This window comes from Nocardioides marmotae, from assembly GCF_013177455.1.
In the GTDB taxonomy this organism is placed as follows: domain Bacteria; phylum Actinomycetota; class Actinomycetes; order Propionibacteriales; family Nocardioidaceae; genus Nocardioides; species Nocardioides marmotae.
In genome coordinates this window covers 1,508,773-1,533,528 of the sequence record NZ_CP053660.1, presented here as the reverse complement: position 1 = coordinate 1,533,528, position 24,756 = coordinate 1,508,773, and the positions used below count along the sequence as shown (strand labels likewise).

General features: G+C 72.6%; 23 protein-coding genes. 7 read left to right on the top strand and 16 right to left on the bottom strand.

Going from position 1 to position 24,756, the window contains the following annotated elements; translation table 11 throughout:
• Positions 1–54: 54 nt before the first annotated feature.
• Positions 55–1,032, bottom strand: a complete 978-nt coding sequence (gene nusA, locus HPC71_RS07370) for a transcription termination factor NusA (RefSeq protein ID WP_154612049.1) — start codon at positions 1,030–1,032, stop codon at positions 55–57.
• Positions 1,032–1,538 carry a ribosome maturation factor RimP gene (rimP, locus tag HPC71_RS07365; protein ID WP_171896430.1) on the bottom strand — a complete coding sequence of 169 codons (507 nt, stop codon included), beginning with the start codon at positions 1,536–1,538 and terminating at the stop codon, positions 1,032–1,034. The genes nusA and rimP overlap by 1 nt, the downstream gene beginning before the upstream one ends.
• 89 nt (positions 1,539–1,627) lie before the next feature.
• Between rimP and HPC71_RS07360 the strand changes: the two genes are divergently transcribed.
• Positions 1,628–2,176, top strand: a complete 549-nt coding sequence (locus HPC71_RS07360) for a hypothetical protein (RefSeq protein WP_154612050.1) — start codon at positions 1,628–1,630, stop codon at positions 2,174–2,176.
• Entirely contained in the window at positions 2,173–2,607 is a 435-nt protein-coding gene (locus tag HPC71_RS07355) for a ferritin-like domain-containing protein (RefSeq protein ID WP_154612051.1), read from the top strand. Before HPC71_RS07360 ends, HPC71_RS07355 begins: the two co-directional genes overlap by 4 nt.
• A gap of 181 nt (positions 2,608–2,788) precedes the next feature.
• Here the strand turns inward: HPC71_RS07355 and HPC71_RS07350 are convergent, their stop codons facing one another.
• The 7 genes from HPC71_RS07350 to dxr form a co-directional block, all read right to left on the bottom strand.
• Positions 2,789–3,502 (bottom strand): HAD family hydrolase, encoded by a 714-nt coding sequence (locus tag HPC71_RS07350; RefSeq protein WP_171896428.1) that lies wholly within the window; start codon positions 3,500–3,502, stop codon positions 2,789–2,791.
• A gap of 45 nt (positions 3,503–3,547) precedes the next feature.
• Positions 3,548–5,326, bottom strand: a complete 1,779-nt coding sequence (locus HPC71_RS07345) for a proline--tRNA ligase (protein WP_230084294.1) — start codon at positions 5,324–5,326, stop codon at positions 3,548–3,550.
• A gap of 61 nt (positions 5,327–5,387) precedes the next feature.
• Complete coding sequence (locus tag HPC71_RS07340; protein ID WP_154612052.1) at positions 5,388–5,750, bottom strand: DoxX family protein; 363 nt, start codon at positions 5,748–5,750, stop codon at positions 5,388–5,390.
• Positions 5,751–5,790: 40 nt separating this feature from the next.
• Entirely contained in the window at positions 5,791–6,636 is an 846-nt protein-coding gene (locus HPC71_RS07335) for a GNAT family N-acetyltransferase (protein WP_171896426.1), read from the bottom strand.
• Positions 6,637–6,688: 52 nt separating this feature from the next.
• On the bottom strand, positions 6,689–7,840 hold the full coding sequence (gene ispG, locus HPC71_RS07330) for a flavodoxin-dependent (E)-4-hydroxy-3-methylbut-2-enyl-diphosphate synthase (RefSeq protein WP_154612053.1): 1,152 nt from the start codon (positions 7,838–7,840) through the stop codon (positions 6,689–6,691).
• 31 nt (positions 7,841–7,871) lie between these two features.
• Complete coding sequence (locus HPC71_RS07325; RefSeq protein ID WP_154612054.1) at positions 7,872–9,224, bottom strand: M50 family metallopeptidase; 1,353 nt, start codon at positions 9,222–9,224, stop codon at positions 7,872–7,874.
• A 22-nt stretch (positions 9,225–9,246) separates the two neighbouring features.
• Complete coding sequence (gene dxr, locus HPC71_RS07320) at positions 9,247–10,338, bottom strand: 1-deoxy-D-xylulose-5-phosphate reductoisomerase (protein WP_253943939.1); 1,092 nt, start codon at positions 10,336–10,338, stop codon at positions 9,247–9,249.
• Between the two features lie 56 nt (positions 10,339–10,394).
• Between dxr and gabT the strand changes: the two genes are divergently transcribed.
• Together gabT and HPC71_RS07310 are read left to right on the top strand one after the other, a co-directional pair.
• Positions 10,395–11,759, top strand: a complete 1,365-nt coding sequence (gene gabT / locus HPC71_RS07315; protein WP_154612055.1) for a 4-aminobutyrate--2-oxoglutarate transaminase — start codon at positions 10,395–10,397, stop codon at positions 11,757–11,759.
• A gap of 31 nt (positions 11,760–11,790) precedes the next feature.
• The gene (locus HPC71_RS07310; RefSeq protein ID WP_171896424.1) at positions 11,791–13,593 is read left to right on the top strand and encodes an N-acyl-D-amino-acid deacylase family protein; all 1,803 of its coding nucleotides are present in this window, start codon (positions 11,791–11,793) and stop codon (positions 13,591–13,593) included.
• A gap of 42 nt (positions 13,594–13,635) precedes the next feature.
• Here the strand turns inward: HPC71_RS07310 and HPC71_RS07305 are convergent, their stop codons facing one another.
• The gene (locus tag HPC71_RS07305) at positions 13,636–14,841 is read right to left on the bottom strand and encodes a saccharopine dehydrogenase family protein (RefSeq protein WP_154615036.1); all 1,206 of its coding nucleotides are present in this window, start codon (positions 14,839–14,841) and stop codon (positions 13,636–13,638) included.
• A 13-nt stretch (positions 14,842–14,854) separates the two neighbouring features.
• A complete protein-coding gene (locus HPC71_RS07300) occupies positions 14,855–16,288 on the bottom strand; it encodes a gamma-aminobutyraldehyde dehydrogenase (protein ID WP_154612058.1) in 1,434 nt (477 codons plus the stop codon).
• Positions 16,289–16,431: 143 nt separating this feature from the next.
• Between HPC71_RS07300 and HPC71_RS07295 the strand changes: the two genes are divergently transcribed.
• Positions 16,432–17,823, top strand: coding sequence for an aspartate aminotransferase family protein (locus HPC71_RS07295; RefSeq protein WP_154612059.1), 1,392 nt, complete (start codon positions 16,432–16,434; stop codon positions 17,821–17,823).
• Positions 17,824–17,866: 43 nt separating this feature from the next.
• On the opposite strand, the gene HPC71_RS07290 is transcribed toward HPC71_RS07295, so the two are convergent.
• The 5 genes from HPC71_RS07290 to HPC71_RS07270 all read right to left on the bottom strand — a co-directional run bounded on the left by HPC71_RS07290 (position 17,867) and on the right by HPC71_RS07270 (position 22,655).
• Positions 17,867–18,529: a DUF6629 family protein gene (locus tag HPC71_RS07290; RefSeq protein ID WP_154615035.1), complete on the bottom strand. Its 663-nt coding sequence runs from the start codon at positions 18,527–18,529 to the stop codon at positions 17,867–17,869.
• 88 nt (positions 18,530–18,617) lie between these two features.
• Entirely contained in the window at positions 18,618–19,424 is an 807-nt protein-coding gene (locus HPC71_RS07285; RefSeq protein WP_253943938.1) for an ABC transporter permease, read from the bottom strand.
• The gene (locus HPC71_RS07280) at positions 19,421–20,353 is read right to left on the bottom strand and encodes an ABC transporter permease (RefSeq protein WP_171896420.1); all 933 of its coding nucleotides are present in this window, start codon (positions 20,351–20,353) and stop codon (positions 19,421–19,423) included. The genes HPC71_RS07285 and HPC71_RS07280 overlap by 4 nt, the downstream gene beginning before the upstream one ends.
• Positions 20,354–21,535, bottom strand: a complete 1,182-nt coding sequence (locus HPC71_RS07275; protein WP_253943937.1) for an ABC transporter ATP-binding protein — start codon at positions 21,533–21,535, stop codon at positions 20,354–20,356. It abuts the gene before it with no gap.
• Positions 21,528–22,655 (bottom strand): polyamine ABC transporter substrate-binding protein, encoded by a 1,128-nt coding sequence (locus HPC71_RS07270; RefSeq protein WP_154612062.1) that lies wholly within the window; start codon positions 22,653–22,655, stop codon positions 21,528–21,530. Before HPC71_RS07270 ends, HPC71_RS07275 begins: the two co-directional genes overlap by 8 nt.
• Before the next feature lie 269 nt (positions 22,656–22,924).
• Here HPC71_RS07270 and HPC71_RS07265 point away from each other — a divergent pair, with 269 nt between their 5' ends.
• A complete protein-coding gene (locus HPC71_RS07265; protein WP_154612063.1) occupies positions 22,925–23,398 on the top strand; it encodes an Lrp/AsnC family transcriptional regulator in 474 nt (157 codons plus the stop codon).
• 74 nt (positions 23,399–23,472) lie between these two features.
• On the top strand, positions 23,473–24,756 hold the full coding sequence (locus tag HPC71_RS07260; RefSeq protein ID WP_253943936.1) for an NAD(P)/FAD-dependent oxidoreductase: 1,284 nt from the start codon (positions 23,473–23,475) through the stop codon (positions 24,754–24,756).

Sequence of the window (24,756 nt, the reverse complement as noted above, 5' to 3'; positions counted from 1 at the left end):
TCCACACTACCCGCTCACGGCCCCAGGGCCGAACCGGCGGGCGGGGTGGGTGGCTCAGGCGTCGTCGCCGGGCTCGTCGGAGCGGATGTCGATGCGCCAGCCGGTGAGCCGCGCGGCGAGCCGTGCGTTCTGGCCCTCCTTGCCGATGGCGAGGGAGAGCTGGAAGTCCGGCACGACGACGCGGGCCGAGCGCGCGGCGGCGTCGACGACCTCGACCGAGGTCACCCGGGCCGGCGAGAGGGCGTTGGCGACCATGGTCGCCGGGTCCTCGGACCAGTCGACGATGTCGATCTTCTCGCCGTTGAGCTCGGCCATCACGTTGCGCACCCGCTGGCCCATCGGGCCGATGCAGGCGCCCTTGGGGTTCACGCCGGGTGTCGAGGTGTGCACCGCGATCTTGCTGCGGTGCCCCGCCTCGCGGGCGATGGCGGCGATCTCGACGGTGCCGTCGGCGATCTCGGGGACCTCGAGGGCGAAGAGCTTCTTGACCAGGTTGGGGTGGGAGCGCGAGAGCGTGATCTGCGGGCCGCGCATGCCCTTGCGGACCGAGACGACCAGGCACTTGATGCGCGTGCCGTGCCGGTAGTCCTCGCCCGGGACCCGCTCGCTCACCGGCAGCAGCGCCTCGAGCTTGCCGAGGTCGACCATGACGTCGTCGGGGTTGCGGCCCTGCTGGATGACGCCGGAGACGATGTCGCCCTCCTTGCCGGCGAACTCGCCGAACCGGATCTCGTCCTCGGCGTCGCGAAGCCGCTGCAGCATGATCTGCTTCGCCGTCGTCGCCGCGATCCGGCCGAAGCCCTGCGGGGTGTCCTCGTACTCCCCCACCGGGTTGCCCTCGTCGTCGACCTCGGTCGCCAGCACGGTGACGTGGCCGGACTTGCGGTCCAGCTCGACGCGCGCTTGCTCCTGCGCGCCGGGGGTCTTGTGGTACGCCGTGAGCAGGGCCTGCTCGATCGCCTCGACGAGCACGTCGAAGGAGATCTCCTTCTCGCGCTCCAGCATCCGCAGGATGCTCAGGTCGATGTCCATCAGGACTCCTCCTCGTCCGGACCCGCGTCGGGGTCGGCCTTGCGGTTGAACTCGACCTGGACCAGCGCCTTGGCGACCTGGTCGTAGGCCACCCGGCGCGCGCGCCCGGTGATGTCGAGGGTGGCGCCGACCTCGTCGGAGGTCGTGATGCGCCCGGTGAACGTCTCGCCGTCGGTCGTGGTCACCTTGACCAGCCGGTCGGCGTTGCGGCGCCAGTGGCGCGGCAGGGTGAGCGGGCGGTCGACGCCGCGCGAGGTGACCTCGAGGGTGTAGGGCTGCTCGCCCATCACGTCGGAGGCCTCGAGCACCTGGTCGACGGCGCGGGTCGCGTCGGCGACGTCGTCGAGCGTGATCCCGCCGTCCTTGTCGACCGCGACGCGCAGCACGCGCCGCTTCCCGGCGGGGGTGATCTCGACGGCCTCGACGTCGAGCCCGAGCGCGTGCAGGGGGTCGCGGAGCTCCTGCTCGATCCGACCCCGGACGGCGTCCTGCTTGCCTGTGGTCACGGGTGGGCGACCTCCCTGTTCTGTTGTCCTGCGGTTCCTCGCGTTCCGGACACCATAACGCCCGGCAGGACGGAGGTTAGGGTCACGGCGTGCCCCACCTGCCACTCGCGTCCCGGCGCGCCGTCGTCGGCGTGGGGGCGGTCACCTTGGCCCCCCTACTCGCCGGCGGGCTGAGCGCCTGCGAGGCCCCCGACGTCGGCGGCCTGCTGCCCGGCGCCGACCCCAGCGACCGCTCCGGCGCCGACGGGGTCGCGCCCCCGGACCCCTCCGCGGACGAAGAGGTCGTCGACCTCGCCGTGACCGAGGTGGCCGCGGCGCTCGCGCTGGTCGCCGCGGTCCGGCAGCGTCACGCTCGGCTGCGGCCGCTGCTCGCCGGCCTCGAGGCGATGCACGCGGCGCACCTGGCCGCGCTCGAGGGCGACCCGGACGAAGGTGCCGCCGAGGGTGTCGAGGTCCCCGGCGGTCCCGCCGCCGCGCTCGCGGAGGTCCGCCGCCGCGAGGTGGCTCACCAGCGCCGGCTGACCGACCTGGCGGTCCGCGCGGACAGCGGCCAGCTGGCCCAGCTGCTCGCGTCGATGGCCGCCAGCGTGGCCCAGCACCTGGTGGCCCTCCCCCGCCGTGTGGGGGCGGGTCGATGACGACGCTGGAGGCCCTGCAGACCGCGCTCGCCGCCGAGCACGCCGCGGTGTACGTCGTCGGCGCGCTCGGCGCCCAGACGTCCCGGTCCGCCGACCCGGCGGCGTACGCCGCGTTGCAGGACGCCTACGTGCAGCACCGCGCCCAGCGCGACCGGCTCGAGCGCGAGCTGCTCGACCGTGGCGCGGAGCCGGTGGCGGCCGAGCCGGCGTACGCGCTGCCCGACCGGCTCGGCACCCTCGCCGCCGTCGAGCGGCGAGCGCTGGAGCTCGAGACCGACTGCGCCGCGACGTACGCCGCGCTGGTCGCACACACCGCGGGGCCGCTGCGCCGGTGGGCGGTGGAGGTGCTGGTCCGCACAGCGGTCCGCGAGCTCGCCTTCCGGGGAACGCCCGAGATGTTCCCCGGAGTGGGCGAGCACGCGGACCGCTGACGCGACCCGGACACGTGGGTCCCGAGGGAGCCGTCGAAGGTGGGGACCGACGGGGAGCTCCCTCGTGCAGAACTCTGCAACAGCGCACCGCCCGGGGTCGATGCCCGCGTTCCCTCAGGTTCGTGCATTGCATGTTCTTGCAATCTCAAGCCCCGGCCGGCGGACCGCCGGGAGTCGGGGCTCAGGACCAGCGCGAGACGACGTCGTGGACCTCGCCGACGCGCTGCACGACCGCGTCGGGGCGACCCTCGGTGTGGCCGACCTGCTCGGCCGGGATGACGCTGTGCGGGACGTGGACGGCCCGCAGGCCGGCCTGCTGGGCGCCCCACACGTCGTCGTAGAGCCGGTCGCCGACGTACACGCAGCGGGCGGGGTCGGTGGCGCCGACGGCGTCCAGGGCCGCGCGGAAGGCGTGCGGGGACGGCTTCGTCCACGGCACCTCGCTGGTGTAGACGTCGCCGTCGATGAGGTCCAGCACGCCGTCGCGCTCGAAGAACCCGCGGTGCCACTCCCGCGGCCAGATCGTGTTCGAGAGCACGCCGACCTTGATCCCGTCGGCGCGCAGCGCCTCGAAGAGCGGTCGCACCTCCGGGTCGGTCGCGGTGTGCGGCTCCCAGAAGTCGTAGTAGGCGCTCAGCAGTGCCGGGTCGTGCTCGAGTCCGGCCTCGGTGAAGAGGTCAGCGATGGTCGCGCTCTGCTGGTGGTCGCGGCTGCGGCCCCAGACCACCGACCCGGCGGCGTGCAGCCGCTCGGCGTGCAGGTGCCGGTCGTCGTCGGGGCTCGGGGTGGCCACGACGGCGGCCGCCAGCGCGAGCGACTCGGCGTGGAAGTCCACGTCGTGCCAGCGGGTGAGCGTGCCGCCCCAGTCGAAGACGACCGCCTCGATGCCCCTCACCGCACGACCTCCGCGCCGGGCCTGCCCTGCAGCCCGCGGGAGCGGTCAGGCACGGACCAGCCGGACGAGGTGGTCGACGACGTGCTCGGCCGCGACCTGCTCCCGCTCGCCCGTGCGCCGGTCCTTGACCTCGATGACGCCGTCGGCCAGGCCCTTGCCGACCACCACGATGGTCGGCACGCCGATCAGCTCGGCGTCCTTGAACTTCACGCCGGGGCTGACCTTGCCCGGGCGGTCGTCGTAGAGCACCTCGATGCCCTGCTCGGCCAGCTCGTGGGCGATCCGGTCGGCCGCGGCGAAGACCGCCTCGTCCTTGCCGGTGGCGACCACGTGGACGTCCGCGGGCGCGACGTGGCGCGGCCAGCACAGCCCGGCCTCGTCGTGGGTGCCCTCCGCGATCGCGGCCACGGCCCGCGAGGGGCCGATGCCGTAGGAGCCCATCGTGACGGTGACCCGCTTGCCGTTCTCGTCGAGGACCTGCAGGCCGAGCGCGTCGGCGTACTTCCGGCCGAGCTGGAAGATGTGGCCCATCTCGATGCCGCGCGCGGTCTCCAGGACGCCGTCCTCGCAGGTCGGGCAGGCGTCGCCGTCACGGACCTCGGCGGCCTCGATCGTCCCGTCGGGGGTGAAGTCGCGACCGGCGACGAGGTCGAGCACGTGGCTGCCCTCGACGTCCGCGCCGGTGACCCAGCGGGTGCCCTCGACGACGCGGGGGTCGACGAGGTAGCGGATGCCCGAGGCGCTCTCCTCCCCCAGCGCGCCGGGGCCGATGTAGCCCTTGACCAGCGCCGGGTGCTTGCGCAGCTCGGCCTCGTCCATCGGCTCGACCTCGATCGGCTCGAGCTGGCCCTCCAGGCGCTTCTGGTCGACCTCGCGGTCGCCGGGCAGGCCGATGGCGAGCGGCTCGCGGGTGCCGTCGGGGTGCTTGAGGGTCACCAGGACGTTCTTGAGGGTGTCGCCGGCGTGCCAGGGGCGGTCCGCACGCGGGTACGCCGCGTTCAGGTGGTCCACGAGCGTCTCGATCGTGGGGGTGGCGGGCGTGGCCTCGGCGTGGGCGGCCGGCGCGTCGTCGTACGGCACGGGGCGGGGCGCGCGGACCTGGACGGCCTCGACGTTCGCGGCGTAGTCGCAGGCGGTGCAGCGGACGTAGGTGTCCTCGCCGACGGCGGCCTTGGCGAGGAACTCCTCGGACTTCGACCCGCCCATCGCCCCGGAGGTGGCCTTGACGATGGCGTACTCGAACCCGAGCTTGTCGAAGATGCGGATGTAGGCGTCGCGGTGGCGCTGGTAGCTCTCCTCCAGCCCGGCGTCGTCGACGTCGAAGGAGTAGGAGTCCTTCATGATGAACTCGCGGCCGCGGAGCAGGCCGGCGCGGGGACGCGCCTCGTCGCGGTACTTCGTCTGGATCTGGTAGAGCGCGAGCGGCAGGTCCTTGTAGGAGGAGTACAGGTCCTTGACGAGGAGGGTGAACATCTCCTCGTGCGTGGGCCCGAGCAGGTAGTCCCCGCCCTTGCGGTCCTGGAGGCGGAACAGGCCCTCGCCGTACTCGGTCCAGCGGTTGGTGGACTCGTAGGGCTCGCGGGGCAGCAGCGCGGGGAAGCTGACCTCCTGGGCGCCGATGCCGTCCATCTCCTCGCGGATGATGTCCTCGATGCGGCGCAGGACGCGCAGGCCGAGGGGCAGCCAGGTGTAGATGCCGGGCGCGGCGCGGCGGATGTAGCCGGCGCGCACGAGGAGCCGGTGGCTGGGGACCTCCGCGTCCGCCGGGTCGTCGCGCAGCGTGCGGACGAAGAGGCTCGACATGCGCAGGATCCGGGCGGTCATGGGCGCAAGGGTACGGCGACGGCTCAGCCGCCGACGACCCGGTTCCGGGCCCCCGCGCCGCTCAGCTGCGGGCGGCCTTCAGCGCGGCCCGGATCATCGGCCACTGCAGCGGCAGCCGGGCCAGCGCGATCGCCTTGAACCGGGTGTTGCGCGTCCTCATCGCGTCCTGGGCCATCTTCACGTTGCCCGGGAAGACGCCGAGGAGGACCACGACGCTGGCGTAGCCGGCGACCTTGCGGGTGGCCGGCACGGCGAGCCCGGCCGCGCAGGCCAGCTCGGCGACGCCGCTGGCGTGGATCACCTCGCGGTGGGCGGGGACCCAGGCCGGCATCAGCGGCTCGAAGGTCTGCGGCCGGACGAGGTGGACGATCCCGCTCACGGTGAAGCCGGTGGCGAGGACCTTGGCGCTCAGGGGCAGGCTCATGCGGTCCAGCGTGGCAGAGGGCCGGTGCCGGCGTGGCCGGTCAGAACATCACGGTGGAGAACCGGGCGGTCTCCTGGAACCCGACGCGGGCGTAGGCCCGGCGGGCCGGCTCGTTCCACTCGTTGACGTAGAGCGAGACCACCGGGGCGATCTCGGCGCGGACCATCTCGACCACGGCCGCCATGCCGCTCGCGGCCAGGCCGCGGCCGCGCTGGTCCGGCGGCACCCAGACGCCCTGGACCTGGGCGGCGTAGGGCGAGGCGCAAGCCACCTCGGCCTTGAAGACCAGCCGGCCGTCCTCGAAGGCGGCGAAGGACCAGCCGCGGTTCATCAGCTGGGTGACCCGGGCCCGGTAGAGCTCGGCTCCCCCGCCCTGCTCCGGGGAGACGCCGACCTCCTCGGTGTACATCGCCACGCACGCGGGGTAGAGCTCGGCCATGTCCGGCCGCGTCGTACGCCGCACGCGGGGGTCGGGCTCGACCAGCGGCGGTCCGGCGATCTCCAGGTGGGGCTGGCGCCACCGCGCCTCGCGGGGGCGGCCCCAGCTGCCGGCCACACCGTTCCACAGCACCTCGACGGCCTCGTGCGGGCCGACGATGGTGGAGACGGTGCGCCCGCGGGTCAGCGCGCGCTCGGCGAAGGCCCGGGCGTCGTCGGGGGTGGCGCCGATCGGGACCAGGTTGGCCCCGACGTGACAGGCGGCGACGAGCTCGCCGCTGTCGAAGCGGCCCCACACCTCACCGCCGAGCCAGCGCGGCTCGAGGTTGGTGGTGCGGGCGCGGTAGTCGGCGAAGACGTTGACCACCGGGTCCCGGGCCGTGAGCGCGAGGAACGCGTCGAGGTCGGCGGACCCCAGCGGGCGCACACCGTGACGCGTCGAGAGCACGGCGGCAGCCTACGGGAGCGCCCTGCGTCCGGGCAGTGCGCTCTGGGCCGGGTCAGCCGACGGTGACCTCGGCGGCGGCCCCGTCGACGGACTCCATGCCTTCCGCGATCCGCATGGCCTCCTCGATGAGGGTCTCCACGATCTGCGACTCCGGCACGGTCTTGATGACCTCGCCCTTGACGAAGATCTGGCCCTTGCCGTTGCCGGAGGCGACGCCGAGGTCGGCCTCGCGGGCCTCGCCGGGGCCGTTGACGACGCAGCCCATGACCGCCACCCGCAGCGGGACCTCCATGCCCTCGAGGCCGGCGGTCACCTCGTCGGCGAGCTTGTAGACGTCGACCTGGGCGCGGCCGCACGAGGGGCAGGAGACGATCTCGAGCTTGCGGGGGCGCAGGTTGAGGGACTGGAGGATCTGGATGCCGACCTTGACCTCCTCGACCGGCGGGGCCGAGAGCGAGACCCGGATGGTGTCGCCGATGCCCTGGGAGAGCAGCGCACCGAACGCGGTGGCGGACTTGATGGTGCCCTGGAAGGCCGGGCCCGCCTCGGTGACGCCGAGGTGCAGCGGCCAGTCACCCTCGGCGGCGAGCAGCTCGTAGGCGCGGACCATGACGACCGGGTCGTTGTGCTTGACCGAGATCTTGAAGTCGCGGAAGCCGTGCTCCTCGAAGAGGCTGGCCTCCCACTTCGCGGACTCCACCAGCGCCTCGGGGGTGGCCTTGCCGTACTTCTCCATCAGCCGCTTGTCGAGCGAGCCGGCGTTGACGCCGATCCGGATCGAGGTGCCGCGGTCGGCCGCGGCGCGGGCGATCTCCTTGATCTGGTCGTCGAAGCGCTTGATGTTGCCGGGGTTGACCCGGACCGCGGCGCAGCCGGCGTCGATCGCGGCGAAGACGTACTTCGGCTGGAAGTGGATGTCGGCGATGACCGGGATCTGGCTCTTGGCGGCGATCGCCGGGAGCGCCTCGGCGTCGTCCTGGCTGGGGCAGGCCACCCGGACGATGTCGCAGCCGGACGCGGTCAGCTCGGCGATCTGCTGGAGGGTCGCGTTGATGTCGGCGGTGACCGTCGTCGTCATCGACTGCACCGAGATCGGGTGGTCGCTGCCGACCCCGACCTTGCCGACCTGGATCTGACGGGTCTGGCGACGGGGCGCGAGCACCGGCGGCGGGGCCGCGGGCATGCCGAGACTGATGGCGGTCATGGGCCCCAGCCTACGGCTCGGGCCGAGCCGCTCAGGAGCCCGTCAGGCTCAGCGGCACGACCAGGTCGCCGACGATCAGCACGACGCCCATGACCAGCATGGCCGAGGCCACGACGTACGCCACGGGGAGCAGCTTGGCGGCGTCGACGTAGCCCGGGTCCGGGCGCCGGGTGAGCCGGGCGAAGCCGCGCCGGAGGGCCTCCCACAACGCGCTGGCGATGTGCCCGCCGTCGAGCGGCAGCAGCGGCAGGAAGTTGAACATGCCGATGAAGAAGTTGAAGCCCGCGATGAGCAGCAGGAGGAAGGCGGCCTTGTCGCCGCCGGGGATCTCCGCGTGGGAGGTGGTCTCGCCCGCGAGGCGGCCGCCGCCGACGATGCTGACCGGGCCCTCGGGGTCGCGCTCCTCGAGGCCGACGATCGCCTGGGCGACGTCCCAGACCTTCGCCGGCAGGGTGCCGAGCGCGACGACGGTGTCCTTGGCCATCTCGCCCATCTGGCCGAGGGTGTAGCCGACGCCGCCGGTCGCGAGCTCGGTGCTCGGCGAGATGCCGAGGAAGCCGACCTGGGTGAGCGTCTCGTCGTCGGCGGAGGTGGGCCGGGCGGAGACCGTGGTGTTGGTGACGACGGTCTGCTCGCGGCCGTCGCGCTCGATGAGGATCTCGGCGCGGCCGTCGTCGTTGCCGCGGATCAGGCCCTGGAGCTGCTCCCAGTCCTCGACCGGGGTGCCGTTGAAGGCGAGGAACCGGTCGCCGGGCTCGAGCCCGGCCTGCGCGGCCGGGGTGACGGGGTCCTCGTCGGTGCAGACCCGGCCGTCCTCGGCCACGGGCACGACGCACTGCTGGACCGTGCTGACCACCGGCTCGATGACCACGTCGCCGGGGTTGCCGTAGGTGCCGAAGACCGAGGCGTAGATGCCGAAGGCGATCAGGATGTTGACCGACGGGCCGCCGGCCATCACCACGACCTTCTTCCACCACGGCATCTTGTAGAACAGCCGGCCCTCGTCGCCGGGCTCGACCAGCTCCCACTCCGCGGCGCGGGCGTCGCTGATGAGCTGGGTGAACATGCCGGTGTTGGACTTGCGCACCTTGACGACCTGCTGGCCGTGCTCGTCGTACGTCACCTCGTCGGCGACCGCGGTGGCCCCCGGCGGCAGCATCCCGATGATCTTGACGTAGCCGCCGAGCGGGATCGCCTTGAGGCCGTACTCGGTCTCCCCGACGCGCTTGCTCCAGACCGTCGGGCCGAAGCCGATCATGTACTGGGTGACCTTCCCGCCGAACGCCTTCGCCGGGATCATGTGGCCGAGCTCGTGCAGGCCGATCGAGGCGAGGATGGCGACGACGAAGATCACCACGCCGAGGAGGTAGAGCAGGGCGGTCATGCGGGTCCGATCCGGGGGCGGGTCACGGGAGGAGAGCCTCGGCGCGGGCACGGGCCCACGCGTCGGCGGCGAGCACGTCGTCGACGTCGAGGCGCTGCATCGAGGGTACGTCGTGCTCGCTGAGAACAGCCTGAACCGTCGCGACGATGTCGACGAACCGCAGCCGTCCGTCGTGGAAGGCATCGACCGCGACCTCGTTGGCGGCGTTGTAGACCGCGGGCGCCGTGCCGCCGCGCTCCCCCGCCTCCCGGGCCAGGGTGACCGCCGGGAAGACAGCGTCGTCGAGCGGCTCGAAGCGCCAGTCCGCGGCCTTGGTCCAGTCGATCGGGGTCTCGGCGTCGGGGACCCGGTCGGGCCAGGACATCCCGAGCGCGATCGGCACGAGCATCGTGGGCAGGCCGAGCTGGGCGACGACCGCGCCGTCGACGAACTCCACCATCGAGTGGATCAGCTGCTGGGGGTGGACGACCACGTCGATGCGGTCGAAGGGGATGTCGAAGAGCAGGTGCGCCTCGATGACCTCGAGCCCCTTGTTGACCAGGGTCGCGGAGTTGGTGGTGATCACCCGGCCCATCGCGAAGTTCGGGTGCGCGAGCGCCTGCTCGGGCGTGACCTCGGCCAGCTCCGCGGCCGTGCGCCCCCGGAACGGCCCGCCGGACGCGGTGAGCACCAGGCGACGTACCTCCCCGGCGGAGCCGGCGCGCAGGCTCTGCGCGATGGCGCTGTGCTCGGAGTCGACGGGGACGATCTGGCCGGGGCGGGCCCGCTCCTTGACCAGCGGGCCGCCGATGATCAGCGACTCCTTGTTGGCCAGCGCGAGGGTCGTGCCGGCGTCGAGCGCGGCGAGCGTGGGGCGCAGGCCGACCGCGCCGGTGATGCCGTTGAGGACCACGTCGGCCGGCATCGAGGCGGCCTCGACGCTGGCCTCCTCCCCCAGACCGGCGTACGCCGGGCCGAGCTCGGCGACCTGCTGCTCGAACAGCTCGGGGTGGGAGCCGCCGGCGGTCAGCCCGACCACCCGGAAGCGGTCGGGGTTGGCACGCACCAGGTCGATCGCCTGGGTGCCGATGGAGCCGGTCGAGCCGAGGATGACGATGTCGCGGCGCTCTGTCACCGGCCCAGTCTCCCAGGCCCTCCCGATGTGACCCGGACCACACCTAGGCTGGCGCCATGACGACGACGTCCGCCTCCACCACCTCGCCGGCCGCGGGCGGCCCGGCCCTGCCCCAGGAGCGCCGGCTGGTCACCGCGATCCCCGGCCCCGGCTCGCTGGAGCGCCTCGAGCGCAAGCGCGCGCACGTCGCCGACGGCGTCGGCACGACGCTGCCGGTCTTCGTCGTCGCCGCGGGCGGCGGGGTGCTCCTCGACGTCGACGGCAACTCCCTGATCGACCTCGGCTCCGGCATCGCGGTCACCACCGTCGGCAACGCCGCCCCCGGGGTCGTCGACCGGGTCGCGGCCCAGCTGGCGGCCTTCACCCACACCTGCTTCATGGTCACCCCCTACGACGGGTACGTCGACGTGTGCGCCGCCCTGGCCGAGCTCACGCCGGGCGACCACGCCAAGAAGTCGGCGCTGTTCAGCTCCGGCGCCGAGGCCGTGGAGAACGCCGTGAAGATCGCCCGGGTCGCGACCGGCCGGGACGCCGTCGTCGTCTTCGACCACGCCTACCACGGCCGCACGAACCTGACGATGGCGATGACCGCGAAGAACATGCCCTACAAGAACGGGTTCGGCCCGTTCGCGGGCGAGGTCTACCGCGCGCCGATGTCCTACCCCTTCCGCGACGGGCTGTCCGGCGAGGAGGCCGCCCGCCGGGCGATCGACGTGGTCGAGAAGCAGGTCGGGGCGACCAACCTGGCCTGCGTCGTGATCGAGCCGATCCAGGGCGAGGGCGGCTTCGTCGAGCCGGCGCCGGGCTTCCTGCCCGCGCTCGCGGAGTGGTGCCGCGCGAACGACGTCGTCCTGGTCGCCGACGAGATCCAGTCCGGCCTCTGCCGCACCGGCGACTGGTTCGCCTGCGACCACGAGGGCGTCGTGCCCGACCTGGTCACCACCGCCAAGGGGATCGCGGGCGGCCTGCCGCTCGCCGCGGTCACCGGGCGCGCCGAGCTGATGGACGCCGTCCACGTCGGCGGCCTCGGCGGCACCTACGGCGGCAACCCGCTGGCCTGCGCGGCCGCGCTCGGTGCGATCGAGGAGATGCGGACCCACGACCTGGTCGGCCGGGCGCGCGCGGTCGGCGACCTCATGCGCGCCCGGCTCGAGGCGCTGCAGGCCGAGCACCCGGTCATCGGCGAGGTCCGCGGCCGCGGGGCGATGATGGCGATCGAGCTGTGCGCGCCGGGGACCACCGAGCCCGACCCCGTGCGCGCCGCCGCCGTCTCGGCGTACTGCCACGCCCAGGGGGTGGTCACCCTGACCTGCGGGACCTGGGGCAACGTCTTCCGGTTCCTGCCGCCGCTGGCGATCTCCGACGCCCTGCTGGAGGAGGCCTTCGACGTCGTCGCCGACGGGTTCCGCGCAACCGCTTGACGCGCGTCGAGAAGGCCTGTTCGATCCGGTTGTGAGCTACGACACGATCATCAAGGGCGGCCGCTGGTTCGACGGGACGGGTGCCCCCTCGGCGGTCCGTCACCTCGGGATCCGCGAGGGCCGCGTCGCCACCGTCTCGGCGACCCCGCTGGACGAGACCGGCTGCCCGGAGCTCGTCGACGCGACCGGCCGCTGGGTGATGCCGGGGATGGTCGACATCCACACCCACTACGACATCGAGGTGCTCGAGGGCCCCGCCCTGGAGGAGTCGCTGCGCCACGGCGTCACCACGATCCTCCTCGGCTCCTGCTCGCTCTCGACCGTGCACGTGGACGCGGTCGACGCCGGCGACCTGTTCGGCCGGGTCGAGGCGATCCCGCGCCAGCACGTGATCGGATCGGTGGGCAAGCACAAGACGTGGCGCTCGGCCCAGGAGTACGTCGCCGCGCTGGAGTCGCTCCCGCTCGGCCCGAACCTCGCCTCGTTCATCGGCCACTCCGACATGCGCACCGCCACGATGGGCCTGGACCGCGCCACCCGCGACGACGTGCGCCCGACCCGCAGCGAGGTCGAGCGGATGGAGCGGATGCTCACCGAGGCCCTCGACGCCGGCTTCATCGGCATGTCGGCCCAGCAGCTGCTCTTCGACAAGCTCGACGGCGACCTGTGCCGCTCGCGCACCCTGCCCTCGACGTACGCCCGGCGCCATGAGATGCGGCGCCTGCGCGAGATCCTCCGCCGCCGCGGCCGCGCCCTGCAGGCGGGGCCGGACGCCACCCACCCGCACACGATCCTGCTCCAGGCGCTGCACTCGATCGGCGTGCGCGCGCTGGGTCGCAACCCGCTGAAGACCAGCCTGCTCTCGGCCGCCGACCTCAAGGCGATCCCGTTCATCATCTACCTGATGCGGCTGCTCGGCGGCGTGGTCAACCGGGCCGGCGCGGACTTCCGCTGGCAGCACCTGCCGGTGCCGTTCGAGGTCTACGCCGACGGCATCGACCTGGTGATCTTCGAGGAGTTCGGCGCCGGCGCGGCCGCCCTGCACCTGCAGGAGAAGCTCGCCCGCGACGAGCTCATGCGCGACCCGGCGTACCGCGCCCGCTTCCGCAAGGACTACGAGTCCAAGTACGGCCCGCGCGTGTGGCACCGCGACTTCTTCGACGCCCAGATCGTCGCGTGCCCCGACGCCTCGGTGGTCGGCAAGTCCTTCGGCCAGGTCGGCGTGGAGCGCGGCGGCGCGCACCCCGTGGACGCCTTCCTCGACCTGGTGCTCGAGCACGGCACCGCGCTGCGCTGGCGCACCACGATCTCCAACCACCGCCCGAAGATCCTCAAGAAGATGGCGCAGACGCCGAGCATCCAGATGGGCTTCTCCGACGCGGGCGCCCACCTGCGGAACATGGCCTTCTACAACTTCGGCCTGCGCCTGCTCAAGCACGTGCACGACGCCGAGCGGGCCGGCCGCCCCTTCCTCACCGTCGAGCAGGCGGTCCACCGGATGACCGGCGAGCTGGCCGAGTGGTACGGCCTCGACGCCGGCCACCTGCGCGTCGGCGACCGCGCCGACGTCCTCGTCGTCGACCCCGAGCGGCTCGACTCCTCCCTGGAGGAGTACGCCGAGTCGCCGGTCGAGCAGTACGGCGGCCTGTCGCGCATGGTCAACCGCAACGACGCCGCCGTCCCGCTCGTCATGGTCGGTGGCCGCACGGTCTGGCGCGAGGGCCACGCCACGCCGCTCCTCGGCCGCGAGCGCACCGGGCAGTTCCTCCGCGCCGGCGAGACCGTCGACCCGCTGCCCGCCAGCGGCGCCGCCACCCTGCCGTCGGCGAGCTGAGGTCCGGCTCGGCGGCGCGGCCGGGCCGGCGGTTCACTCCCCTCATGCGTCGAGCTCCTGGATCCCCCAGGGGCTGCCGTAGGCGGTGAGCCGGTCGAGGAACGGCACGGCGTCGAAGGCCTCCGGGCCGAGGACACCGGCGCCCTTCCAGGCGCCGGTCGCGAGCAGCTCGAGGGCGACGACGGGGTTGACCGCGGTCTGCCAGACCACGCACTGGTGGCCGTACTCGCGCATCGACCACTCGTTGTCGACCACGTGGTAGAGGTACGTCGACCGCGGCGCGCCGTCGGTGCCGCGGCCGGTCACCCACAGCCCGGCGCAGGTCTTGCCGGTCATCCGCGGGCCGAGCTCGGCGGGGTTGGGCAGGCACGCCGCGACCACGTCGCGCGGGCTGACCTCGACCTCGCCGACCCGGACCTTGTCGGTGCGGTCCAGGCCGAGCTTGTGCAGGGTCTTGAGCACCTCGATGAACTCGTTGCCGAGGCCGTACTTGAACGTCGCGCGGCGGCAGTCGATCCACCGCGGCATGAGGAGCACCTCCTCGTGCTCGACGTTGACGCACTCCACCGGCCCGATGCCCTCGGGGAAGTCGAAGACCTCCGGCTCGGAGAACGGCTCGGTGGTCCGCCAGGCGCCGTCCTCCCAGATCACCGGCGGGTTGAGGCACTCCTCGATGGTGGTCCAGATCGAGAACGACGGCGCGAAGTCGTAGCCGTCGACGGTGAGGTTCGCCCCGTCACGGGTGCCGAGCTCGTCGATCTCGGAGAACAGGTGGTCGGCGGCGTACCGCGCGAAGACGTCGGAGAGGCCCGGCTCGACGCCGATCCCGACCAGCGCGAGCCGGCCGTCGGCCGCCCATGCCTCGGCCGCGGCGAACTGCTCGTCGCCGAGCTTGACGCCGGTCTTCTCGTACGGCGCGTCCGGGTGCGGCCGCGAGAGCGACATCGCCATGTCGAGGTAGTCCGCGCCGGCGGCCCGCGCGCCCTCGAAGACCGGCATCACGAACCGCGGGTCGACGGCGTTCATCACGTGGGTGGCGCGGTGCTCGCGGGCCAGCGCCGCGACCGACTCCGCGCTGGAGGCGTCGACCTGCGCGGCGGTGAACCGGTCGTCGGCCGCGGCCGCCGCACGCTCGGCCGAGGCCAGGGAGTAGTCGGCGACCACGACCGCCTCGAAGAAGTCGCGGCGCACCGCGATGGAGCAGAACGCGGCGCCGACGCCGCCGGCGCCGACCAGGAGGATGCGCATGCGTGCGGTCCCCTCACTCACCGATGTAGCTCATGACGTGCTTGATCCGGGTGTAGTCCTCGAGGCCGTACATCGAGAGGTCCTTGCCGTAGCCGGAGTGCTTGAAGCCGCCGTGCGGCATCTCCGAGACGTAGGGGATGTGGGTGTTGATCCACACGACCCCGAAGTCGAGCTTGCGCGACATCCGCATCGCCGTGGCGTGGTCGCGGGTCCAGACGCTGGAGGCCAGGCCGTACTGCACGCCGTTGGCCCAGCGCAGCGCCTCCGCCTCGTCGGCGAAGCGCTGGACGGTGATGACGGGGCCGAAGATCTCCTGCTGGATCTGCTCGTCGTCCTGGCGCAGCCCGGACAGCACGGTCGGCTCGTAGAAGTAGCCGCTCGCACCCTGCCGGTGCCCGCCGGCGTCGAGGCGCGCGTGGTCGGGGAGCCGGTCGACCATGCCGGTCACCCGGGCCAGCTGGTCGGCGTTGTTGAGCGCGCCGTAGAGGACGTTCTCGTCGTCGGGCATGCCGGTGCGGGTGGCGCGTGCCTGCTCGGTGAGCGCGGCGACGAAGTCGTCGTGGACCCCGGGGCCGACCAGCACGCGGGTGGCGGCGGTGCAGTCCTGCCCGGCGTTGAAGTAGCCGGCCTCGGCGATCGCGGCGGCGGCCCCCTCGACGTCGGCGTCGTCGAAGACGATGACCGGCGCCTTGCCGCCGAGCTCGAGGTGGACCCGCTTGAGGTCGGTGGCCGCGGAGCCGGCGACCTCCATGCCGGCGCGGACCGAGCCGGTGATCGCCACCATCTGCGGGGTCGGGTGAGCGACGAGCGCGCGGCCGGTCTCCCGGTCACCGCAGACGACGTTGAGCACGCCCGGCGGGAGGAACTCCTGGGCCAGCTCGGCCAGCATGGTCGAGGTCGCGGGCGTGGTGTCCGAGGGCTTGAGCACGACGGTGTTGCCGGCAGCCAGGGCGGGGGCGATCTTCCAGACCATCATCGCCAGCGGGTAGTTCCAGGGGGTCACTTGGCCGATGACGCCGATCGGCTCGCGGCGGATGAACGAGGTGTGGTCGGCCATGTACTCCCCCGCCGACTTGCCCTCGAGCACGCGGCACGCGCCGGCGAAGAAGCGGAAGTGGTCGACCGTCGGCGGCATCTCCTCGCTGGCGGTCAGGTGGAGCGGCTTGCCGGTGTCGCGGCTCTCCGCGGCCACGAACTCCTCGGCCCGCGCCTCCAGGGCGTCGGCGATGCGCAGCAGGGCCAGCGACCGCTCCTGGGGGGTCGTGGACCCCCAGCCCTCGAAGGCGCGCTGCGCGGCGTCATACGCCCGGTCGAGGTCCTCGCGACCCGAGCGTGGCGCCCGGGCGTAGACCTCCCCGGTGCTCGGGTCGATCACCTCGTAGGTCTCACCGGAGACGGAGTCGACGGACTCGCCGTCGACGACATTGCGGAACGACTGCTCGGCCATGGCCCGACCCTAGTGATTCCAGCACCGATTGTGGAGGTCTGATCCCGAATCTCCCACGGATTCCGTCGTGAAACCGGGCTGTCACATTCGGATTCGTGCGCGGCGGCTTGCCCTGAGCCCTCTCCGGCACGCACCATGGGCCCATGCACCCGGACTACGACCACCTGCAGCAGGCCGCCAAGGACCACCTGTGGCTGCACTTCTCCCGGCACAGCGCGTACGCCGACGGCGACGTGCCCGTGATCGTGCGCGGCGAGGGCGTCCACCTCTGGGACGCCACCGGGAAGCGCTACCTCGACGGGCTCGCCGGGCTGTTCGTCTCCCAGCTCGGCCACGGCCGCACCGAGCTGGCCGAGGCGGCCGCGAAGCAGGCCCAGGAGCTGGCGTTCATGCCGCTGTGGTCCTACGCGCACCCGCCGGCCATCGAGCTGGCCGAGAAGGTGGCCTCCTACGCGCCGGGCGACCTGAACCGGGTCTTCTTCACCAGCGGCGGCGGCGAGGCCGTCGAGACCGCCTGGAAGCTGGCGAAGAACTACTACAAGCTCACCGGTCGGCCGATGAAGCACAAGGTGATCAGCCGCGCGATCGCCTACCACGGCACCACCCAGGGCGCCCTGTCGATCACCGGGCTGCCGCTGCTCAAGCAGCAGTTCGAGCCGCTCGTGCCCTCGACGTTCCGGGTGCCGAACACCAACGCCTACCGCGCCGACGAGATCACCGCCGGCTTCCTCGACGGCGCCTCGGACCCCGAGGCCTTCGGCCGCTGGGCCGCCGACCAGATCGCCGTCGCGATCGAGAACGAGGGCCCCGACACCGTCGCCGCCGTCTTCCTCGAGCCGGTGCAGAACGCCGGCGGCTGCTTCCCGCCGCCCCCGGGCTACTTCGAGCGGGTCCGCGAGATCTGCGACGAGTACGACGTGCTGCTGGTCTCCGACGAGGTCATCTGCGCCTTCGGGCGGCTCGGCCACATGTTCGGCGCCGAGCGCTACGGCTACCAGCCCGACATCATCACCTGCGCCAAGGGCATCACCTCCGGCTACGCCCCGCTCGGCGCGATGATCGCCTCCGACCGCCTGATGGAGCCGTTCCTGGCGGACAAGGCGATGTTCGCCCACGGCTACACCTTCGGCGGCCACCCGGTCTCCACCGCGGTCGGCCTGCGCAACCTCGAGCTCTTCGAGGAGGAGAAGGTCCTGGAGAACGTCCGCGACAACGAGGCGACGTTCCGGGCCACCCTCGAGCGGCTGCTGGACCTGCCGATCGTCGGCGACGTCCGCGGCGACGGGTACTTCTACGGGATCGAGCTGGTCAAGGACAAGGCGACCAAGGAGTCGTTCACCGCCGAGGAGTCCGAGCGGATCCTCTACGGCTTCGTCTCCAAGCAGCTCTACGCCGAGGGGCTCTACTGCCGCGCCGACGACCGCGGCGACCCGGTCGTCCAGCTCGCTCCCCCGCTCGTCTGCGGCCCCGAGCACTTCGAGGAGATGGAGCAGATCCTCCGGGTCGTCCTGGACAAGGCCTCCTCGCTGCTCTGAGCTTCCTGCCCGCCCCTGCCCGCCCCTGCCCGCCGGCGTCGGCTCAGGCGGGCGCCAGCGCCCGCCCCTCGAGGCGGTGGAAGTCGGGCAGCCGCCGGCGCAGCACCATGTGCACGGCGATCAGGGAGGAGGTCAACGCCGCCCAGACGCACCACAGCGAGGCGAAGGCCTGGACGTAGACGATGGCGACGACCGTGAGCCCGACCAGGTTGAGCAGGCCGAAGGCGACGATCGAGGGGTAGCCCGACAGCACCGACGGACCGATCACCGCCACGATGTACAGCACGGCCCACATCGGCCCGAAGGTCAGGTCGACGTCGTAGACCAGCGCATGGGGCTCCTCCCTGACCAGGAGCGGGCCGTCGAGCACCGCGTAGAGCAGGTACGCCGCGACCACCGCGCCGAGCACGACGAACGGCGCCACGCGTTGGCGCAGCCCCTGGGGCTCGAGCAGCAGCACCGCGAGCGGCACCAGGAACGGGAGGAGCGGGAAGGCGACGAGGACGTAGACCATCGCGGCGGCGTGCTGGACGCCGGCGGAGACGTAGTCGCCCGCGCCGTGCCAGACCAGGGCCTCGGTCAGCTGGTGGAGCGCGAAGATCAGCGGCAGGGAGGCGAACGGCAGCTCCCGGGGCGTGCGCACCTCCCGCAGGCAGACCGCCGCGACGGGGAGCAGGGCCACGCCGGCGATCACGTCCGCGCTCATCGAGAAGCACACGGTCGCCCGGTTGCCCGTGCGGGCCGGCGCAACCCTGCGCGGGGTCAGGTGTGCGGGATCAGGTGTGCGGGCGGGATCAGGTGCGCGCGGCCAGGCGGCGGCGGTTGCCGACCTCGCCGAGGACGACGATGGCGACCGAGACGAGGAACATCAGGGTGCCGATCACGTTGACCTGCATCGGCACGCCGCGCTGGGCGACGCCCCAGACGTACATCGGGAACGTCGTGGTGGTGCCGGCGTTGAGGTTGGTGATGATGAAGTCGTCGAAGGAGAGCGAGAAGCTCAGCAGGGCGGCGCCGAGGATCCCGGGGAAGACGAGCGGGAAGGTCACCCGCCAGAAGGTCTGCGCCGGGGTGGCGTAGAGGTCCATCGCGGCCTGCTCGAGGTGGTCGTCCATGCCGGCCAAGCGGGCCCGCACGGCGACGACCACGAAGGACAGGCAGAACATCACGTGGGCCACGAAGATCGTCCAGAACCCCAGCTGGCCGCTGAACCCCGCGGCCACGAACAGCGCCAGCAGCGAGGAGCCGAGCACGATCTCGGGCGCCGCCATCGGCAGGAAGACCAGCAGGTTGGTCGCCGAGCGGCCGGCGAAGTCGTGGCGCACCAGGGCGAACGCCGCAAGCGTCCCGAGCACGGTCGCCACCAGGGTGGAGAGCAGCCCGATCTGCGCGCTGCGCACGAGGGCGTCGCACATGGTCGGGTCCGCGCACGGGTTGGCCCAGTTGTCGAGGGTGAAGGAGCCGAAGGCGTAGACGTTGCGGCTCGCCGGCTCGTTGAAGCTCATCAGGACCACGACCGCGATCGGCACGAAGCTGTAGGCCAGGACGAGCAGCCCGAGCACCAGCACGAGGTGCTCGCGCACCCACCGCACGGCGCTCACAAGAGCTCCTCGGTCCCGGCGCGGCGTACGTAGACCAGCACCATCACGACGATCAGGACCATCAGGACCATCGACAGCGCGGCGGCCGCCGGGTAGTCGTTGGCGTCGGTGAACAGGCTCTGGACCACCCCGCCGACCATCCGCTGGTTCGGCGAGCCGAGCAGCTCGGCGTTGATGTAGTCGCCCGAGGCGGGGATGAAGGTCAGCAGCGTCCCGGACACCACCCCGGGCAGCGACAGCGGCCAGGTCACCTTGAAGAAGCCGACGACGGGGTGGGCGTAGAGGTCGCTGGAGGCCTCGACCAGCGCGGGGTCGATCTTGTCGAGGCTGGCGTAGAGCGGCAGCACCATGAAGGGCAGGAAGTTGTACGTCAGCCCGGCGACCACCGCGACCGGCGTCGCCAGCAGCCGGCCGTCCTCGCCGACGAGCTGGAGGAGCTGGAGGGTGCCCACGACCCAGCCGTCGTCGGCGAGGATCAGCTTCCACGACAGGGTGCGGACCAGGAAGCTGGTGAAGAACGGCGCGACGACCAGCACCAGCATGAGGTTCTTCCACCGGCCGGCCTTGAAGGCGATGGCGTAGGCCAGCACGTAGCCGAGCACGAGGCAGAAGGCGGTCGCGAGCCCGCCGTACCAGAGCGAGCGGAGCAGCGGGCGCCAGTACTCCTGGAGCGCGTCGACGTAGTTGCCGAACGCCCAGGTCATCTCATAGCCGCGGAAGTCCGAGCCCGCCGGGTCATAGAGGCTGGTCGCGACCAGGGAGTAGAACGGCACGACGAAGAACAGCACCAGCCACAGCGCCGCGGGCAGCAGGAGGAGGTAGCCGGTCCGGCCCCGGTGGCGTCCCGACTCCGGCGGCGGCGGCTCCTCGGTGCCCTGCGGCGCCCCGGGTACGTCGAGGGGCGGGGCGACCCCCGCGGTGCTGGTCACTCAGGCCCCCACGCGCTCGGCGGACCCGGCGGCGGCGTCCTGGCTGCGGTCGAGGAGGAAGGCGTACTCCGGGCGCCACGAGAGCTCCACCTGCTCGCCCTGGGCGAACATCCGGGTGCGGCCGGTGTTCTGGGAGAAGACCTGGAGCTCCTGGCCCCACGGCATCCGCACGAGGTACAGCGTGCTGACGCCCACGAAGCTGACGTCGGTCACCACGCCGCCGGGGATGGTGTTGCCCGGCGCGTCGAGCTCGGCCCCGGGCGGACCGATCAGCACCTTCTCCGGCCGGATGCCGACCCAGCCGTCGTCGGTGGCGCTGTGCACGCGCGGGGTCGGCACCGAGACCTCGATGCCCTGCATGTCGACCGTCGTGACGTCCGCGGCCCGGCGCAGCACCCGGCCGGCGACCAGGTTGGACTGGCCGAGGAAGTTGGCCACGAAGGTGCTGCGCGGGTTCTCGTAGAGCTCCGCCGGCGGCCCCATCTGCTCGATGACGCCACCGTTCATCACCGCGACGGTGTCGGCCATCGTCATGGCCTCCTCCTGGTCGTGGGTGACGTGGACGAAGGTGCGGCCGACCTCCTCCTGGATCCGCTTGACCTCGATCTGCATCGACCGCCGCAGCTTGAGGTCGAGGGCGCCGAGCGGCTCGTCGAGCAGCAGCACCTCGGGGCTGTTGATGAGCGCGCGGGCCAGGGCGACGCGCTGCTGCTGGCCGCCGGAGAGCTGGGCGGGGCGCTTGCGGGCCTGCGAGGTCAGCTCGACGAGGTCGAGCATCTCGTGGACCCGGCGGTCGACGTCCTTCTCCCGGCGCCGCCGCAGCCCGAAGGCGACGTTCTCGAAGATGTCGAGGTGCGGGAAGAGCGCGTAGCTCTGGAAGACGGTGTTGACCGGGCGCCGGTAGGGCTTGGCGAAGGTGATGTCCTGCCCGGCGAGGGTGATGGTGCCCGAGGTCGGGGTCTCGAGCCCGGCGACCATCCGCAGCGTGGTGGTCTTCCCGCAGCCCGAGGGCCCCAGCAGCGCGAAGAACGAGCCGCGCGGCACGTCGAGGTCGAGGGACTGGACGGCGGTGAACCCGGCGAACGCCTTGGTCAGCTGGCGCAGCCGGAGGCCGTCGTACGACCCGGGGTCGCCGCCGGCGGAGGTCCCCGGGCGCGCAGGGGTCGCGGGGGTGTCAGCCACCTGTGACATCGGACCAGTCCCTTTCGTAGGCCGTCGCCTGGCGGTCGTCGAGCGGCATGAACGCGAAGGTCTGCGCGAGCATCTCGGCGTCGGGGAAGATCAGGGCGTTGTCGACCAGCGAGGGGTCGATCTTCTCCATCTCCTCGCGCGCGCCCTCGACGGGGCAGATGTAGTTGACCCAGGCCGCGAGCCGGGCGGCGACGGCCGGGTCGTAGTAGTGGTCGATCCAGGCCTCGGCGTTCGCCTGGTGCTCGGCGCCGTTGGGAACGAGCATGTTGTCGCTCCAGAGCGCCAGCCCCTCCTCGGGGGCGACGAACTTGATGTCGGGGTTCTCGAACTGCAGCTGGATGACGTCGCCGGACCACGCCTCGCAGGCCACGATGTTCCCCGCGGCGAGGTCCTGGATGTACTCGTTGCCGGTGAAGGCCCGCACCTGGCCGTCGCTGACCGCCTTGCGCAGCCGGTCGATCGCGTCGTCCCACTGGTCCTGGGTGAAGTCCTCGGGGTCGGCCCCGGTGGCCTTGAGCGCGAACGCCATCGTGTCGCGCATCTCCGAGAGCAGCGTGACGCGCCCCTTGAGCTCCGGGTCGTCGAGCAGCTCGCTGAAGCTGCCGATCTCGCCGGTCTTCGCCGCGTTGTAGGCGACGCCGGTCAGCCCGGTCTGCCACGGCGCGTGGAACTGCAGGTCGGGGTCCCACGCGACGCCGCGCAGCGGCTCGATGAGGTTGGCGTGCAGGTTCCGCACGTTCTTGCGGGCCAGCGGCTGGATCCAGCCGAGGTTGATCATCCGCGCGGCCATCCAGTCGGTGAGCATCACCATGTCGCGTTCGACCGGCTCGCAGCTGCCGAGCTGGTTGCTCACCTTGGCGTAGAACTCCGCGTTGTCGTTGACGTCGTCGGTGTAGCGCACCGCCACCCCGGTGCGCTCCTCGAACAGGTCGCGGGTGTTGCCCGCGTCGCGCCGCGGGTCGATGTAGCCGGGCCAGTTGGAGACCACGAGGAGACGGTCCTCGGCCGAGCGGTCCGTGGCCCGGCACGCGGCCGGGTCCTGCTGGGCGCCGTCCTTGCCGAACAGCGGCAGCACCGCCAGGCTCCCGCCCACGACGGCGAGGCCGCCCACGCCCCGCAGGACGGTACGACGCGTGGTCGCCGGCCCTCGCGGGCCCGGCGTGACCCTGGGCGCTCGGCGCGTCATCCGGCTCCCCTCGGCGACCGTGCGGCCGCGGCTCGTTGGTGGCTGACGTGCTCCGGATCGTGCCACCGGGGCCCGTCGACGGCAAGGGAAACCGTCGGGACGAAACCTGTTCGCAACGGAATCGATCGTTTCGAGGTGGTCCCACGTGCGTTCCGCCTCGCCCGGCCGGCGGGCCTCATGGGAGAGTGCGGGCCATGAACCACAGGCAGGACCGCACGTCCGTCGTGCTCGACGACGTCTCCAAGGCGATCATCGAGCAGCTCCAGCAGGACGGTCGGCGCTCGTACGCGGCCATCGGCAAGGTCGTCGGGCTCTCCGAGGCCGCGGTCCGCCAACGGGTGCAGCGGCTCATCGAGGGCGGGGTGATGCAGGTCGTGGCGGTCACCGACCCCCTCGAGCTCGGCTTCGCGCGGCAGGCGATGGTCGGCGTGAAGGTGCAGGGCCCGCTCGAGCCGGTGGCCGACGCGCTCAGCGACCTCGACGAGGTCGACTACGTCGTGATCACCGCCGGCTCCTTCGACCTGCTGGTGGAGGTGGTCTGTGAGAGCGACGACCACCTGCTCGACCTGCTCTCCCACCGGATCCGCTCGATCGAGGGGGTCGTGGCGACCGAGACGTTCATGTACCTCAGCCTGCGCAAGCAGACCTACTCCTGGGGTGTGCGCTGAGCCGCCCGCTGTGGCGCGACACCGCGCCGGAGGCCCCCGCCCGCGCGCCGCTGCCGGGCGACCGCGACGCCGACGTGGCGATCGTCGGCGGCGGCTACACCGGGTTGTGGACGGCGTACTCCCTGCTCGTCGCCGACCCCACGCTGCGCGTCGTCGTCCTCGAGGCCGAGCAGGTCGGGCACGGCGCGTCGGGGCGCAACGGCGGTTGGTGCTCGGCGCTGTTCCCGGCCTCGATCGCCGCGCTCACAGCGATGGCCGGGCGCGAGGCCGCGCTGGCCCAGCACCGCGCGATGCGCGAGACCGTCGCCGAGGTGGGCCGCACGACGGCCGCCGAGGGGATCGACTGCCACTACACCCGGGGCGGCACCCTGGTCGCCGCCCGCAGCCGCGCCCAGTGGGCCCGCGCCCGCGCCGAGGTCGCCGAGGCCCGCTCCTGGGGCCGCGCCGAGGACGACCTGCGCCTGCTCGGGGCGGCCGAGGCGAGCGCGGTGCTCGGCGCGCGGGGCGTGCGCGGGGCGACGTACACCCCCGACTGCGCCGCGATCCACCCCGTGCGGCTCGTGACCGGCCTGGCCGAGGCGTGCGAGCGGCGGGGCGTGACGATCCACGAGCGGACCCGCGTGACCGCGATCGAGCCCGGGCGGGCCCGCACGGCGCACGGCGACGTCCGCGCGGAGGTCGTCGTGCGCGCGACCGAGGGGTTCACCCCGCTGCTGCCGGGCCTGCGCCGGGCGGTCGTGCCGGTCTACTCGCTGATGATCGCCACCGAGCCGCTGCCGGCGCAGACCTGGGCCGAGATCGGGCTGGCTCGGCGGGAGACCTTCAGCGACCACCGGCACCTGGTGATCTACGGCCAGCGCACCGCCGACGACCGGCTGGCCTTCGGCGGCCGCGGCGCGCCGTACCACCTCGGCTCGCGCGTCCGGCCGGAGTTCGACCACGACGAGCGGGTCTTCGCGGGCCTCTACGCCACCCTCACCTCGATGTTCCCCGTGCTCGCCGGCACCCGGGTCACCCACGCCTGGGGCGGGCCGCTCGGCATCCCCCGCGACTGGTGCGCCTCGGTCGGGTTCGACCGGCGCACGGGGCTCGCCTGGGCCGGGGGGTACGTCGGCGACGGGGTCGCCACCACGAACCTGGCCGGCCGCACCCTGGCCGACCTGGTCCTCGGCCGCGACACCGACCTGGTGCGGCTGCCCTGGGTGGGGCACCGCTCGCCCGCGTGGGAGGCCGAGCCGCTGCGCTGGCTGGGCATCAACCTCGGCCTGCGGGCCACCCGCCTCGCCGACGTCGAGGAGGCGGTCACCGGCCGGCCCAGCCTGGTCGCCCGCGCCACCGCCCCGCTCCTCGGCGGCTGA